Below are 15,091 nucleotides of genomic sequence, written 5' to 3' on the forward strand. Positions count from 1 at the left end.
GCGGACACCCCGCCCGCCCCGGCCGCAGCCGACCCCGGCGCGAAGTCCGCCCCCGAAAAGCTGGGTTCGGACGACGCCGCCCTGCTCGCCGAGGCCAAGGCCGACGGCGACAAGAACGTCACGATGATGATCGCGACCGCGCCCGGGAAGACCGAGCAGGTGGCCGGGGAGCTGGACGCGGTCGCGGGCGGCCTGGTGGGCCGTACCGACGACAAGCTCGGCTACGTCCGCGCCACCGTCCCGACGGGCCGGGCGGACTCGGCCATCGCCGCCGCCGCGAAGCTCTCCTCCGTCCAGGCGATCGACCTCAAGCAGGAGATCCCGCTGGACGACCCGGCGCCGAACGGCTCCAAGTCCACTGCGGGCAAGGGAAGTTATCCGGCACCGGGGAAGAAGACCCCCGCCGCGAACCCGTACAACCCGTCCTTCGAGACCGGTGCCGTCGACTTCGTCGAGGACCACCCGAAGGCGGACGGCCGCGGCATCACCATCGGCATCCTGGACTCCGGCATCGACCTGGGCCACCCGGCGCTGCAGAAGACCACCACCGGCGAGCGGAAGATCGTCGACTGGGTCACCGCGACCGACCCGGTCGCCGACGGCGACGGCACCTGGCGCCGGATGACCACCGGTGTCTCCGGCCCGTCCTTCTCCATCACCACCGCCTCGCAGGGAACGGAGAAGTTCACCGCGCCCGAGGGCTCGTACAAGTTCAACTACATGTACGAGTCGGCCACCGCCGGCGGTGACGAGAAGGGCGACCTCAACCGCGACGGCGACACCACCGACGCCTGGGGCGTGCTGTACGACCCGGCCGCCGGCACGGTCCGCGTCGACACCAACGACAACCTGGACTTCACCGACGACACGCCGATGAAGCCGTACAAGGACGACTACCAGGTCGGGTACTTCGGCACCGACGACCCGGCGACGGACGTCGCCGAGCGCGTCCCGTTCGTGGTCGAGACCCGCAAGGACGTCGTCTACAACTCCTCCGGCGCCAAGGCCGACTACGTCAACATCGGCGTCATCGAGTCCGAGCACGGCACCCACGTCGCCGGCATCACCGCCGCGAACGGCCTGTTCGGCGGGCGGATGAACGGCGCGGCCCCGGGCGCCAAGCTGGTCTCCTCGCGCGCCTGCACCTGGAGCGGCGGCTGCACCAACGTCGCCCTCACCGAGGGCATGATCGACCTCGTCACCAAGCGCGGGGTCGACATCGTCAACATGTCGATCGGCGGCCTGCCCGCGCTGAACGACGGCAACAACGCGCGCGCCGAGCTGTACGCCCGGCTCATCGACACCTACGGCGTCCAGCTGGTGATCTCCGCCGGCAACTCCGGCCCCGGCGCCAACACCATCGGCGACCCCGGCCTCGCCGACAAGGTCATCTCGGTCGGCGCGGCGATCTCCAAGGACACCTGGGCCGCCAACTACGGCTCCGTCGTAAAGAAGAAGTACGCGATGATGCCGTTCTCCTCCCGCGGCCCGCGCGAGGACGGCGGCTTCACGCCGACCCTCACCGCCCCCGGCGCCGCGATCAACACCACCCAGACCTGGCTGCCGGGCTCCCCGGTCGCCGAGGCGGGCTACTCGCTGCCGGCCGGCTACTCCATGCTGCAGGGCACCTCGATGGCCTCCCCGCAGGCGGCCGGCGCCTCCGCGCTGCTGCTGAGCGCGGCCAGGCAGAAGGGCATCGACCTCACGCCCGCCAAGCTGCGCACGGCGCTGACCTCGACCGCCCACCACATCAAGGGGGCGCAGGCGTACGAGGAGGGCGCGGGCCTGATCGACATCGTGGACGCGTGGGACGCCGTCAAGGACGACGCCACCGCGCACGACTACACGGTCAAGGCACCGGTCGACACCGCGCTGGACTCCTCCCTCAAGACCCCCGGCTTCGGCACCGGCCTGTACGACCGCGAGGGCGGTCTGAAGGCGGGCGAGAAGAAGACGTACGACGTCACGATCACCCGCACCTCCGGCCCGGACAAGACGGTCCGGCACGAGCTGCACTTCGAGAACAACGCCGGCGGCACCTTCCGGATCGTCGGCGACGACGACGTCAGGCTGCCGCTGAACCAGCCGGTCACCGTCCAGGTGCAGGCGGCCCCGAAGTCGGCCGGCATCAAGAGCGCGATCCTGGAGGTCGACGACCCGCGGACCGAGGGCGTCGACAAGCAGATCCTGTCCACCGTCGTGGTCGCGGCCCCGGTGAAGTACACGTACTCCGCCTCGGACTCGGTGCAGCGCAACAGCACGCGGTCGTACTTCCTGAGCGTGCCCGAGGGCGCGACGTCGCTGGAGGTCGCGATCGGCGGGCTGGCGGACAAGAGCCAGACCCGGTTCATCGCCATCCACCCGTACGGCGTCCCGTCCGACAACACCTCGACGCCGTACTGCTACAACAACTACCTCGACGGCAACGGCTGCAAGCCCGACGTGCGCTCCTACGCGAACCCGCAGCCCGGCGTCTGGGAGGTCGAGGTCGAGTCCCGGCGTACGTCCCCGCTGCTCGACAACCCGTACCAGCTGGACATCACCGTCCTCGGCGCGGCCTTCGACCCGGAGACCGTGACCGTCCCCGAGGCCAAGGTGGGCACCCCGGCCACCGCCTCCTGGAAGGTGACGAACAAGTACGCCGCACTGGACGGCAAGCTGACCGGCGGCCCGCTCGGCTCCGCCAAGACGGCCCGCCCGGCCATCAAGCAGGGCGAGACCCAGACCACCACGGTGGAGGTCCCGGCCGGCACCACCTCGCTGGACGTGGCCATCGGACGCGTCTCCGACACGGCGGCCGACCTGGACCTGACGGTGTACGACGCGTCCGGCAAGCAGGTCGCCCAGTCCGCCGACGGTGACTCGGAGGAGGCGGTGTCCGTGCCGTCCCCGGCCGCCGGCACCTACACCATCCAGGTCGCGGGCTACTCCGTCCCGTCCGGCTCGACCGACTACGACTACCGGGACGTGTTCTTCTCCAGCGCCCTCGGTGCCGTCACGGTCGACGGCTCGGCCCCGGTCAAGCTCGACACGGGCGCCTCGGCCACGGTGACCGGCCAGGTCACGGCCGCCGCCCAGGCCCCGGCCGGCCGCGAGTTCTTCGGCCGCGTCCAGCTGGTGAACGCCCGCGGCACGGTCGCGGGCACCGCCAACGTCAAGATCGAGAAGGTCACGCCGTAACGGGGTGACGCGCACAGCGGGGGCGGGTGTCCTGACGGACGCCCGCCCCTTCGCGTGCCCGCCGCCGGGGCCGCCTCCCGGCCCCGTTCAGGGCGCGCCGGCGGAGGGGCAGGACAGGGTCCGGGACGCCGGCAGGGCCTCCATGATCCAGGCGCGGGCCTCGGAGACACGGGCGGGGCCGACGGCCCACAGGCTCGCGTACCGCTCGTCCCGGCCGACGCCGGCCAGGACGTGCTGGCCGGGGCGCGGCGCCGGCCGGGTACCCGCGCCGAGCAGCAAGCGCGCCTCGGCCGGGCCGTGCGCGGGCTCGTAGGAGCGGGTCACGGCCAGGGTGACCCGGCTCCCGGACGCCCCCTCGTCCCGCTCCACCTTCGTCACCGTGCCCTCCACGAGCAGCCGCGTACAGGCCAGTGCGCGCTCCGGCTCCGCCGGCCGGCCGCCGGACGCCGCGTCCGGGCCGTCCGCCCCGCCCTCGGCCGACGCCGCGCTCTTGGCCGAGTCCCCGCCCCTGTCGTCCGCGCCGACGCCGTTCTGCGTCACCAGCCATCCGAGGCCGAGGGCCAGGGAGAAGGCCGCGGCACCGGCGAGCGAGCCGAGCGTGACCCGCAGGGCTCGGCGGGCCCCTGAGGGACGACCGGGCCGCGTCGGCCGGCTCCCCCGCGGCCCGCCGAGCCGACTACGGCCACGGGGTCGGCGAACGGGTGACCGCACCGACATGGACACTCCGGGCACGGGCTCTTGCGGCGCGGGCTCTTGCGGCACGGGTTGCTGCGGCGCGGGCTCTTGCGGCACGGGTTCTTGCGGCGCGGGCTTCTGCGGCACGGCTTGTCGCGGCGCGGACTCCTGCTGCACGGCTTGTCGCTGCGCAGACTCCTGGGACACGTGCCCCTGCGGCGCGTCTTGTCGCGGCGCGGGCTGTTGCGGCAAGGGCGCCCTCGACACGGGCCCTTCGGGTGCCGGCCCTCCCGACGCAGACTCTTGCGACGCCGGTCCGGGTCCTTGCGGGGCGGGCCCTCCCGGCACGCGCCCTCTCGCCACGGGCTCCTGCGGCGCCTCCGCCGCCCCGGCCACCGCTTCCCCGGTGAGGGCTCGTGCGAGCCGGGCCAGTCCGTCCCGGAGCACGGCCAGGTCGGCCTCGGCCGACCGGTGTTCGGCGAGGAAGGCGGGGTCCAGCCGGGCCTCCTCCGGCAGGGGGTCACCGGTGATCGCGGCCATGAGGGCGTCCATACCGCCGTACTCCCCGCGCCGGCCGGCGCTGTCGGCGCTCCCGGCGCCCCGCGGGTTCTCGTGCCCGGCGGTCATGTCACACCACCTCGTCCTCGTGCAGCCGGTCGCGCAGTGCGCGGACCGCCGTGTGCAGCCTGCTCTTGACCGTGCCCTCGGGGACGCCCAGCTCCTCGGCGATGGCCCGCACCGGCAGGTCGGCGAAGAACCGCAGCACGACGACCTGCCGCTGGGCGGCCGGCAGCCCGTCCAGGCCCCGGGCCACCGCGAGGGACAGCAGGCTGCTCTCCTCGCCGGAGGCGTGCGCGGGCTCGCGCAGCGAGGCCAGCCGCTCCCCCAGCCGTTCCTGGCGCCGCTTGGCCCGGTGCCAGTCCATCGCCAGGTTGGAGGCGACCACCGCCGCCCACGCCGACACGTCCCGCGGCGCCTCGCGCCCGCTCGCGGCCCGCTCCAGCAGCCGCAGCCGGACCTGCTGCACCCCGTCCGGCAGGTCCGACTGCGGCACGCCACCGAGCGCGAGCACCGCCCGCACCCGGCGTTCCTGGGCCGCGTCCAGCGGATCGCCGGCGACCCGGCCCGTTCCGCCGGCGTACCCCCGCTGGTCGCGGCGCGTCCTTCCGCGCAGCACAAGCCACCCCCCTCACGCGTTCGCTCCTACGACGCGGCGGCGGGCCGGAACGTTCGGCCGGTGCCACACCGGTGCGGAGGCGTACGTCACACCGTCGTGTGGGCCACGCCCGGACGGGCAGGGTCCGGGCAGCACAGCTTCCGGTGCGGGCCCGCGGTCGAGGGAATTCCTGCAGCTCAGCGAGGTAATGGGCGGACGTACGGAACTGCCGGCCGGCTGACCGCGTCCCATTCCTCGGGCACGCGGGGCAAAGAATTGGACAGGTGGACCGGGGTCGGCCGCATCATGGAAAAGCCCCGGTCAGGCTAGAGACACATAGAGGGAGTCGCTGTGAGGGTCGGAATCGTCGGAGCCACCGGTCAGGTCGGCACGGTCATGCGCGGGATCCTCACGGAGCGCGAGTTCCCGGTGACGGAGCTGCGTCTGTTCGCCTCGGCCCGTTCCGCCGGGACCGTCCTGGACGGCGTGACGGTGGAGGACGCGGCGACCGCCGACTACACCGGCCTGGACATCGTGGTGTTCTCCGCGGGCGGCGCGACTTCCAGGGCGCTGGCCGAGAAGGTCGCCTCGCAGGGCGCCGTCGTGATCGACAACTCCTCGGCCTGGCGCAAGGACCCCGAGGTCCCGCTGGTGGTCTCCGAGGTGAACCCGCACGCGATCGCCGACCGGCCCAAGGGCATCATCGCCAACCCGAACTGCACCACGATGGCCGCGATGCCGGTGCTCAAGCCGCTGCACGAGGAGGCGGGCCTGGAAGCCCTGGTCGTCGCCACCTACCAGGCGGTGTCGGGTTCGGGTCTCGCGGGCGTGGCCGAGCTGCACGGCCAGGTGCAGAAGGTGGCCGCCGAGGCCGACCGGCTCACCCACGACGGCGCGGCGGTCGAGTTCCCCGAGCCGAACGTCTACCGGCATCCCATCGCCTTCAACGTGCTGCCCTTCGCCGGCAACCTCGTCGACGACGGTCTGAACGAGACCGACGAGGAGCAGAAGCTGCGCAACGAGTCCCGCAAGATCCTGGAGATTCCCGCGCTGAAGGTCTCCGGCACCTGTGTGCGCGTGCCGGTCTTCTCCGGCCACTCCCTCCAGGTGAACGCCCGCTTCGCCCGCCCGCTCTCCCCGGAGCGCGCCACGGAGCTGCTCGCGAAGGCGCCGGGCGTCGCCCTCTCCGACATCCCGACCCCGCTGCAGGCTGCCGGTCAGGACCCGTCGTACGTCGGCCGCATCCGCCGCGACGAGACGGTGGAGCACGGTCTCGCCCTGTTCATCTCCAACGACAACCTCCGCAAGGGAGCCGCGCTGAACGCGGTACAGATCGCGGAACTGGTGGCGGCCGAGCTGTCCGGCAAGTAGTCCGGCGAGCACAAGCAGAAACCCCACCCGCTGCACGGACACGACAGGGGCGCCCGGCGTTGCCGCCGGGCGCCCCTGTCGTGCGGGTGGGTGCTTACCCGGCGGCCGCCGCGTCCGCCGCCTGGGCCCTCAGGGCGCGCTCGATGCCCGCGCGGGACTCCGAGACGAGGCGGCGCAGGGCCGCGGTCGGCTCGGCCGCGGACAGCCAGGCGTCCGTCTTGGCCAGGGTCTCCTCGGAGACCTGGACCGACGGGTACAGGCCGATGGCGATCTGCTGGGCGATCTCGTGCGAACGGGACTCCCAGACGCCCTTGAGCGCCTCGAAGTACCGGTCCGTGTAGGGCGCGAGCAGCTCCCGCTGGTCGGTCTGCACGAAGCCGCCGATCACGGCCTCCTGCACGGCGTTGGGCAGCTTGTCCGAGTCGATGACCGAGGACCAGGCCTCCGCCTTCGCCTCCGCCGTCGGGCGGGCGGCACGGGCGGTGGCCGCGTGCCGCTCGCCGGCCGCCGTCCTGTCCCGCTCGTACTCGCCGGCGATCTCCGTCTCGTCGTACCGTCCGACGGCCGCGAGCCGCTGGACGAACGCCCAGCGCAGCTCGGTGTCGACGGCGAGGCCCTCGACGGTCTGGCTGCCGTCGAGCAGGGCCTCCAGCAGGTCCAGCTGCTCGGGGGTGCGCGCGGTCGCCGCGAACGCCCGTGCCCAGGCAAGCTGGTGGTCGCTGCCCGGCTCGGCGGAGCGCAGATGGGCCAGCGTGGCGTCGGTCCAGCGGGTCAGCAGCGACTCGCGGGTGGCCGGGGCGGCGTACAGGTCGATGGCCAGCTTGACCTGGCGGTGCAGGGACTGCACCACGCCGATGTCGGACTCCTTGCCGATGCCGGACAGCACCAGGGAGAGGTAGTCGCGGGTGGCCAGCTCGGCGTCCCGCGTCATGTCCCAGGCCGACGCCCAGCACAGGGCGCGCGGCAGGGACGCCTCGAAGTCGCCGAGGTGCTCGGTGACGGCCTTCAGGGACTCCTCGTCCAGGCGGACCTTGGCGTACGACAGGTCGTCGTCGTTGAGCAGGATCACCGCCGGGCGGCGCTTGCCCGTCAGCTGCGGTACGGCGGTCCGCTCGCCGTCCACGTCCAGCTCGATCCGCTCGGTGCGCACCAGCTTGCCGGCGTCGGAGAGGTCGTACAGGCCGATCGCGACGCGGTGCGGGCGCAGGGTCGGCTCGCCCTTGGCGCCGGCCGGGAGCGCCGGGGCCTCCTGGCGGACGGCGAAGGACGTGATCACGCCGTCGGCACCGGTCTCCACCTCCGGCCGCAGGACGTTGATGCCGGCCGTCTCCAGCCACGCGCGCGACCAGGTCTTCAGGTCGCGGCCGGAGGTCTCCTCCAGCGCGCCCAGCAGGTCGGACAGGCGCGTGTTGCCGAACGCGTGCCGCTTGAAGTAGGCCTGCACGCCCTTGAAGAACTCGTCCTCGCCGACGTACGCGACGAGCTGCTTCAGCACGCTCGCGCCCTTGGCGTACGTGATGCCGTCGAAGTTGACGAGCACATCGTCCAGGTCGCGGATGTCCGCCATGATCGGGTGCGTGGAGGGCAGCTGGTCCTGCCGGTACGCCCAGGTCTTCATGGAGTTGGCGAACGTGGTCCACGAGTGCGGCCAGCGCGAGCCGGGGGCCGCGGCCTGGCACGCGATCGACGTGTAGGTGGCGAACGACTCGTTCAGCCACAGGTCGTTCCACCACTCCATGGTGACCAGGTCGCCGAACCACATGTGGGCCAGCTCGTGCAGGATGGTCTCGGCGCGCACCTCGTACGCGGCGTCGGTCACCTTGGACCGGAAGACGTACTGGTCGCGGATGGTGACCGCGCCCGCGTTCTCCATGGCGCCGGCGTTGAACTCGGGCACGAACAGCTGGTCGTACTTCTCGAACGGGTACGCGTAGTCGAACTTGTCCTGGAACCAGTCGAAGCCCTGCCGCGTGACCTCGAAGATCGCGTCCGAGTCGAGGAACTCGGCGAGCGAGGGCCGGCAGTAGATGCCGAGCGGCACCGACTGGCCGTCCTTCTCGTACACGCTGTGCACGGAGTGGTACGGGCCGACGATCAGCGCGGTGACGTACGTCGAGATGCGCGGCGTCGGCGCGAAGACCCAGACGTTGTCCTTGGGCTCCGGGGTCGGCGAGTTGGAAATGACGGTCCAGCCCTCGGGCGCCTTCACGGTGAACTGGAAGGTGGCCTTCAGGTCCGGCTGCTCGAAGGACGCGAAGACGCGCCGGGCGTCCGGGACCTCGAACTGGGTGTACAGGTAGGCCTGCTCGTCCACCGGGTCGACGAAGCGGTGCAGGCCCTCGCCGGTGTTGGTGTAGGCGCAGTCCGCGACGACCCGCAGCACGTTGGGCCCCTGCAGCAGGCCCGGCAGCGCGATCCGCGAGTCCGCGAAGACCTCGGCCGGGTCCAGCGGGTCGCCGTTGAGGACGACCTCGTGGACCGTCGGGGCCACCAGGTCGATGAAGGACGCGGCATCGCCGCGGGCCACGTCGAAGCGCACCGTGGTCACGGACCGGTAGGTACCGCCCTCCTGCGCGCCGGAGAGGTCGAGATCGATCTCGTACGAGTCAACGGTGAGCAGCTCGGCCCGCTGCTGCGCCTCTTCGCGAGTCAGGTTTGTGCCAGGCACGCGGTCATCTCCTCGTCATGTGTCGGTTGCGTCATCCTTCCATGGGACCGACGGGGAACGCGATGTCCGCATCCCGCCGGTGGGCGCGGCGCGGCGGCGCGACGCTGGGCGCATGACGACACACACCACGGCACACACCACGACACACACCGCACGGCCCGTCCCGGCCGGGGTCTGCCAGGAGCTGCGCACCGCCGACGACGCCGGCCGCCCCATGACCGTCGTGCGGGACGCCGAGGGCGGTTCCCCGCTGCGCTGCTGCCTGCGCCACAGCACGCCGGGCGAGCTGATCGCCCTGGTCTCGTACGCGCCGCTGCGCCGCTGGGCGGCCGAGACGGGCGCCGACCCGGGTGCCTACGACGAGCAGGGCCCGGTCTTCATCCACGCCGACGCGTGCCCCGGCCCGGCCGGTGACGCGCTGCCGTTCACTAACGACCGACGCGTCCTGCGCCGTTACTCGGCCGGGGGCCGCATCCTCGGCGGCCGGCTGGTCGCCGGTCCGGACGCCTTCGCCCCCGCCCTCACGGAGGCCTTCGCCGACCCGGAGGTGGCGGTGGTGCACGTGCGGGCGGTGGAGTACGGGTGCTTCCTGTACGAGGTGCGGCGGGGCTAGGAAGCTCGACGCACCGGCGCCGGACGGGCGGTGCCCGTCCGGCGTGGGTGGGGTGAGGGGGGAGCGGGGGTGCGGGTTCGCTCGTCAGCTGACGACGACCACCACGACGCCGCCGTAGCCGGGGGCGAAGCCCGGGTTGTAGAAGTTGTTGAAGCCGTAGCCGTAGCCGTAGCAGCCGCCGCCCCAGCGGTTGTAGCAGCCGTGGTTGGTCGGGGCCCGGTCGGGAGTGGCCGCCGAGGCCGTGCCCGCCGTGCCGATCGCGGCGCCGCCGGCCAGGAGAACACCGGCCACGGAGACTGCGAAGAGACGCCTCACGCTTTGTGCTTTCATGGGCCTGCCTTCCTTCCACGCCCTCGCGGGGTTCCCGGTACGGGGGCGATGGCCGCGGCCGCGCGGGATGCGTGCACGGCGCGGTCGTAGGTGTTGCCGCGGGGGACGAGCAGCGGGCCTGCGCCACGTCGGCTGTCGGCCCCGGTGGACGGGGCGCTCGCCGCCGGCGGCGGGCACACCCCTGATCGCGGACCTTCCCCTTCACGCTAGCCGTCCCCGGGTCACTCAGCATCTCGGACGGCGGCGAACCGCCCGCTGCCCACGCGGGGCCGGTCCGTCGGGCCACCGCTCCTCCCGGCGGGGCCGGCCGGCCGCGTTCCCGCGCCGCCGAGCTGTCCGGCCAGGGTCGCGGCGAACGCCAGCGCCATGCCCGCCACCTGCATGGGGGTGAGCGCCTGGCCGAGGGCCGCCCAGCCGACGACCGCGGCGGTCAGCGGGGACAGCGGGCCGAGGAAACCGGCCTGGGTGGCGGTCAGCCGGCCGATGCCGCGGAACCAGAGCCAGTAGGCGACGGCCGTGTTGGCCAGCGCCAGGTACAGGTAGCCGCCGGCGGCACGGCCGTCCAGGGCGGGCGGGGCGCCCTCGGCCAGGACGGCGACCGGCGCGATGAGCAGGCCGCCCGCGGTGAGCTGCCAGCCGGTGAGCGCCAGTGGACCGACCCCTTCCGGACGGCCCCAGCGCTTGGTCAGCACCGTGCCGGTGGCCATGGCGGCGGTGGAGGCGAGGGCCGCGAGGACACCCACCAGGTCGAGCGCGCCGGCCCCCTTCAGCACGACCAGGCTGACCCCGAACGCGGCCACCAGCCCGGCCAGCAGCGTGCGCGGCCGCGGCCGTTGACCGAGCAGCAGCGCGGAGAGCCCGACGACGAACAGCGGCCCGGCCGAGCCGACGACCGCGGCCATCCCGCCGGGCAGCCGGTACGCCGCGACGAACAGCAGCGGGAAGAAGGCGCCGATGTTCAGCGCCCCGAGCACGGCGGCCTTGGCCCACCAGGTGCCGCGCGGCAGCACCCGGGTGAGGGCGAGCAGCAGCAGCCCGGCCGGCAGGGCCCGCATCAGGGCGGTGAACAGGGGGCGGTCGGGTGGCAGGAACTCGGTGGTGACGGCGTAGGTGGTGCCCCAGGAGACGGGGGCGAGCGCGGTGACGGCTATGACGGCGGCGACGGTACCGGCGGGGCGGGTGGCTCGGGCGGCGGGCATGGCGGACCCCTTGTGAGGAGGAGTGTGAAACCGAGTGGATCACTATTAAGTAGCTTAGCCCTAAGCTACTTACCGTCAAGCAGCTTGCGCATGACTTTCTCACGGGTGACTTTCTTGCAGGTGAGCTGCGTGCGGGTCGATACTCTGCGCATGCAGCGAGAGCCGGCCGATCCCGTCGACGTGATCATCGAACAGTGGGCCCGGGTGCGGCCCGACCTGGACACCCGCGCGATGGAGGTCTTCGGCCGGATCTTCCGGCTCTCCCGCGCCATGGGCGACCGGATGGAACAGGCCTACAAGCCCTACGGCATCTCGCGCGGCGAGTTCGACGTCCTGGCGACCCTGCGCCGCTCCGGCGAGCCGTACACCCTCTCGCCCCGCGAACTGTCGGCCACCCTCATGCTCACCACCGGCGGGATGACCGGCCGGCTCGACAAACTGGAGCGCGCCGGCCTGCTGCACCGCTCCCCCGACCCGCACGACCGGCGCGGCCTGCGGGTGACCCTCACCGAGGAGGGGCTGCGGCTGATCGACGAGGCGGTGACCGCCGGACTGGCACAGGAGAGCACCGCCCTGTCCGCCCTGGACGCCGAAGAGGCCGGCCATCTGGCCGGCCTGCTGCGGAAGTTGCTGGACGCCACGGCCGACTAGCCGCCGTGGCCGTCACCGCACGTCACTCGGCGGGGCCGGCGGGAGCGGTGCGGCCGGCAGAAGCGGTGCGGCCGGCGGGAGCGGCGGGACCGAGGTGCCGGGCGAGTGCCGCCTCGACGGCCGCCGGGCCGGCCGAGTCGGCGGCCCAGGCCGCGTAGCCGTCGGGGCGCACCAGCACGGTGGTACGTCGGCCGCTCGCCCACCGCGCCACGGCCAGCCGGTCCGCGCGGCCGGCCGCCGCCTCGTACGGCTCCGGGGTGATCAGCACGAACCGTCCGCCGCGCAGCGCCTCGTACAGCCGGCCGCCGCCGGCCAGGTCCACGTCCGGGACACGGGCCCCGGTGAGCGGGTGGGCGCCGCGCGGTGCGGGGTAGCGGTAGCCGATGCCGGTGATCTGGGCGGCCACCTTGCGCCGGGCCGGGCCGGCCGCGTCGAGGAACACGGTGAGGGCCGCGCGCGCCGCCAGCGTCCAGGGGCGCTTGGCCATCGCGAGGCGGACGATCCCCCCGCTGCTGCGCAGCACCGCCCGGCCGACGGGGTGCCGTTCGGCCTGGTAGCTGTCGAGCAGCGCGGGCTCCGCGTGACCGCCGGCCACCGCGGCCAGTTTCCAGCCCAGGTTCGCCGCGTCCTGCAGTCCGGTGTTCATGCCCTGGCCGCCGGCCGGGGTGTGCACGTGCGCGGCGTCCCCGGCGAGGAAGACCCGGCCGACCCGGTAGGCGGGCGCCTGGCGCTCGTCGCTGTGGAAGCGGGACATCCAGCGGGCGTCGTGCATGCCGAAGTCCCGGCCGAGGGCGAGGCGGGTGATCTCCTTGATCTCGGCGAGGTCCAGCGGCTCGCTGTCCGCGACGTTGCGGCCCCGGTGCCAGCCGATCACCCGGTAGTAGCCGTCGCCGAAGGGGGCGAGGAAGGCGAACGCGTCACCCACCGCGTTGACCGTGAGCACGGCGGGCGGCTGCTCGGCGAGCCGGACGTCGGCGAGCACCACGGACCGGATCACCGACCGGCCCGGGAACGGCAGCCCGACCGCCTGCCGCACGGCGCTGCGCATCCCGTCCGCGCCGACGAGGTACGCGGCCCGGAGCGTCTCCGAACGGCCCTGCGGTCCGCGGACCTCGGCCGTCACCCCGTCCGCGTCCTGGGTGAGCCCGGTCAGCTCGGTCTCGTACCGGAACTCGGCCCCCGCCTCGACCGCCCGCCGCTCCAGCGCCTTCTCGACCTCGTACTGCGGGAGGACCAGGAGGTGGCGGTAGCGCGAGGGCAGAGCGGAGAGGTCCACCGTGAGCCGGCCGAAGAGGCGGAGCCGGTCAAGCGGCTGCCCCAGCGACTCCAGGCCGTCGGCGAGTCCCCGCGCGTCGAGCTGTTCGAGGGTGCGGGCGTGCAGGACGAAGGCGCGGGAGAGGTTGCTGACCTTGTGCGGGCGCTTCTCGAGGACGGTGACCGGGATGCCGGCGGTGGCGAGGTCACCGGCGAGGAGGAGGCCGGTGGGGCCGGATCCGACGATGAGGATGCGCGCGGTCATGGTGGCCTCCTGGAGTGCCTACACATGTTGGCCAACGGGTGTTGGTCAACGCTTGTTGGCAACCGTAGACCTGGGCGCGGGGCGCAGTCAACAGGTGTTGGCCAACGGTTGTTGGCAACTTGCCGCGAGAGCCCCCGCCCAGGAGAAGGAGAGGCCAACACTTGTTGGCCAACACCAGTTGGCCTACGCTCGTTGGCATGACAGTTCGCCGCTCCGACGCCACCCGCGCCGCCATCCTCGCCGCCGCCCGCGACCGCTTCGCCGCCGACGGCTACGACCGGGCCACTATCCGGGCCATCGCCAAGGACGCGCGGATCGATCCGTCCATGGTCATGCGGTACTTCGGCAGCAAGGACGGGCTGTTCGCCGCCGCCGTCGCGCTCGACCTGCGGCTGCCCGACCTGACGCGGGTGTCCCGGGACGAGGTGGGGCGGACCCTGGTCGGCCACTTTCTCGGCCTGTGGGAGGAGAACGAGGAGCTGACGGCCGTGCTGCGGGTCGGGGCCACCAACGAGGCCGGGGCCGAACGAATGCAGGGGATCTTCCGGGACCAGCTGCTGCCGGTGGCCCGGCAGGTGTGCCCGGACCCCGAGCAGGTTCCCGCGCGGGCCGCACTGTGCGCCGCCCAGCTGCTCGGCCTGGCCCTCACCCGCTACGTGCTGCGGCTGCCCCCGGCCCGCGCGCTCACCCCCGAGGAACTGGTGGCCTGGCTGGGCCCGACGGTGCAGCGCTACCTGACCGCGCCCAGCCCCTGAGCCGGGCAGGAAAAACGCCGGGGGCGCCGGTCTCTCCCCGGGTACGGCGTACGCGCGTACCGACGGGAGGACCGGCGCCCCCGGCGAACGGACCGGTGGGGTGGCTCAGGCCTTGGCCCCGGCGTCCGACTTGACGTTGATGTTGGACGAGGTGGTGTCCTTCTTGGCCCGGGACTTGTCCAGCGCCATCACCAGACCGGCGATCACCAGGAACAGGACCACCGGGAGAATGACGTAGAGGCCCAGCGTCTGGACGACGCTCAGGCCCTTGCCGGGGTCGTCGCCGTCGTCGCGGGCCAGCGCGAGCGCGGGGGACGACATGAGCAGCATCATCAGCGTCGTACCGGCGGCCAGGGCGCCGGCGCGCAGGGCGTTCTTCTTGTCCACGGAAATCAAGTTAGCGAACGGCCGTGGGGGCCGCGCGCCCGGGGTGCCCTACGGGGCCGCGCCGCCGTCGCCGGGCGCGCGCAGCACCTCCAGCAGGGCCCGCAGCCGCGGTGAGGCCACCAGTTCCTCCAGCGGCACCGGCCGGCCCTCGCTGTCGGCGAGCGGCAGGCGCCAGTTGGGGTACTGGTCCCAGGTGCCGGGCAGGTTCTGCGGGCGGCGGTCGCCGACGCCGTCCGGGAGCCAGACGCCGATCAGCCGGGCGGGGGTGCGCAGCAGGAAGCGGTGGACGGCGCGGATCTCCTCCTCCTCGTCGGAGCCGGGCGGTCCGGCGGCCGGACTGTCCAGCAGGCCGAGGCTGCCGAGCAGGGCGAGCCACTCGGCGGCGTCGGCGGTGGCCTCGGCGCGCTCCTCGGCGGCCGAACGGGTGAGCAGGCCGAGCCGGTCGCGGAGGTCGACGTGGTCGCCGGTGAGCCGGGCGGCGGTGGGCGGCAGGTCGTGGGTGGTGGCGGTGGCCAGGCAGTCGGCGCGCCAGCGTTCGGGCGGCAGCGGGCGGCCGTCGCCCTCCCAGTCCCGTTCGAACCAGAGCA

At 73.3% G+C, this 15,091-nt stretch carries 13 protein-coding genes; 5 read left to right on the top strand and 8 right to left on the bottom strand.

The window, feature by feature from the left end:
- A partial coding sequence (locus tag IE312_RS33755) for a S8 family serine peptidase (RefSeq protein WP_229900752.1) occupies window positions 1-3,180 on the top strand: 3,180 nt, incomplete at its 5' end.
- Between the two features lie 87 nt (window positions 3,181-3,267).
- Here IE312_RS33755 and IE312_RS33760 read toward each other — a convergent pair.
- Together IE312_RS33760 and IE312_RS33765 are read right to left on the bottom strand one after the other, a co-directional pair.
- Entirely contained in the window at window positions 3,268-3,720 is a 453-nt protein-coding gene (locus IE312_RS33760; RefSeq protein ID WP_189986040.1) for a hypothetical protein, read from the bottom strand.
- Between the two features lie 763 nt (window positions 3,721-4,483).
- Window positions 4,484-5,032: an RNA polymerase sigma factor gene (locus IE312_RS33765; protein ID WP_189986041.1), complete on the bottom strand. Its 549-nt coding sequence runs from the start codon at window positions 5,030-5,032 to the stop codon at window positions 4,484-4,486.
- A gap of 330 nt (window positions 5,033-5,362) precedes the next feature.
- On the opposite strand from IE312_RS33765, the gene IE312_RS33770 reads away from it, so the two are divergent.
- Window positions 5,363-6,382: an aspartate-semialdehyde dehydrogenase gene (locus tag IE312_RS33770; RefSeq protein WP_189986042.1), complete on the top strand. Its 1,020-nt coding sequence runs from the start codon at window positions 5,363-5,365 to the stop codon at window positions 6,380-6,382.
- A 94-nt stretch (window positions 6,383-6,476) separates the two neighbouring features.
- Here the strand turns inward: IE312_RS33770 and pepN are convergent, their stop codons facing one another.
- The gene (pepN, locus tag IE312_RS33775) at window positions 6,477-9,050 is read right to left on the bottom strand and encodes an aminopeptidase N (RefSeq protein WP_189986043.1); all 2,574 of its coding nucleotides are present in this window, start codon (window positions 9,048-9,050) and stop codon (window positions 6,477-6,479) included.
- A gap of 112 nt (window positions 9,051-9,162) precedes the next feature.
- Between pepN and IE312_RS33780 the strand changes: the two genes are divergently transcribed.
- On the top strand, window positions 9,163-9,663 hold the full coding sequence (locus tag IE312_RS33780) for a DUF1203 domain-containing protein (protein ID WP_189986044.1): 501 nt from the start codon (window positions 9,163-9,165) through the stop codon (window positions 9,661-9,663).
- 84 nt (window positions 9,664-9,747) lie between these two features.
- Here IE312_RS33780 and IE312_RS33785 read toward each other — a convergent pair whose 3' ends face one another.
- Both IE312_RS33785 and IE312_RS33790 read right to left on the bottom strand, forming a co-directional pair.
- On the bottom strand, window positions 9,748-9,993 hold the full coding sequence (locus IE312_RS33785) for a hypothetical protein (protein ID WP_229900753.1): 246 nt from the start codon (window positions 9,991-9,993) through the stop codon (window positions 9,748-9,750).
- 221 nt (window positions 9,994-10,214) lie between these two features.
- The gene (locus IE312_RS33790) at window positions 10,215-11,192 is read right to left on the bottom strand and encodes an EamA family transporter (protein WP_189986045.1); all 978 of its coding nucleotides are present in this window, start codon (window positions 11,190-11,192) and stop codon (window positions 10,215-10,217) included.
- A 150-nt stretch (window positions 11,193-11,342) separates the two neighbouring features.
- Here IE312_RS33790 and IE312_RS33795 point away from each other — a divergent pair, with 150 nt between their 5' ends.
- Window positions 11,343-11,843, top strand: coding sequence for a MarR family winged helix-turn-helix transcriptional regulator (locus IE312_RS33795; protein ID WP_189986046.1), 501 nt, complete (start codon window positions 11,343-11,345; stop codon window positions 11,841-11,843).
- A gap of 22 nt (window positions 11,844-11,865) precedes the next feature.
- Here the strand turns inward: IE312_RS33795 and IE312_RS33800 are convergent, their stop codons facing one another.
- A complete protein-coding gene (locus tag IE312_RS33800) occupies window positions 11,866-13,362 on the bottom strand; it encodes an FAD-dependent monooxygenase (protein ID WP_189986047.1) in 1,497 nt (498 codons plus the stop codon).
- Between the two features lie 197 nt (window positions 13,363-13,559).
- On the opposite strand from IE312_RS33800, the gene IE312_RS33805 reads away from it, so the two are divergent.
- Complete coding sequence (locus tag IE312_RS33805) at window positions 13,560-14,117, top strand: TetR/AcrR family transcriptional regulator (protein WP_189986048.1); 558 nt, start codon at window positions 13,560-13,562, stop codon at window positions 14,115-14,117.
- 105 nt (window positions 14,118-14,222) lie between these two features.
- Here IE312_RS33805 and IE312_RS33810 read toward each other — a convergent pair whose 3' ends face one another.
- Window positions 14,223-14,504, bottom strand: coding sequence for a hypothetical protein (locus tag IE312_RS33810; RefSeq protein ID WP_189986049.1), 282 nt, complete (start codon window positions 14,502-14,504; stop codon window positions 14,223-14,225).
- A 48-nt stretch (window positions 14,505-14,552) separates the two neighbouring features.
- A partial coding sequence (locus IE312_RS43050) for a 4-alpha-glucanotransferase (RefSeq protein ID WP_229900754.1) occupies window positions 14,553-15,091 on the bottom strand: 539 nt, incomplete at its 5' end.

Origin of the sequence: Streptomyces capoamus (genome assembly GCF_014654935.1) — a bacterium.
GTDB lineage: Bacteria > Actinomycetota > Actinomycetes > Streptomycetales > Streptomycetaceae > Streptomyces > Streptomyces capoamus.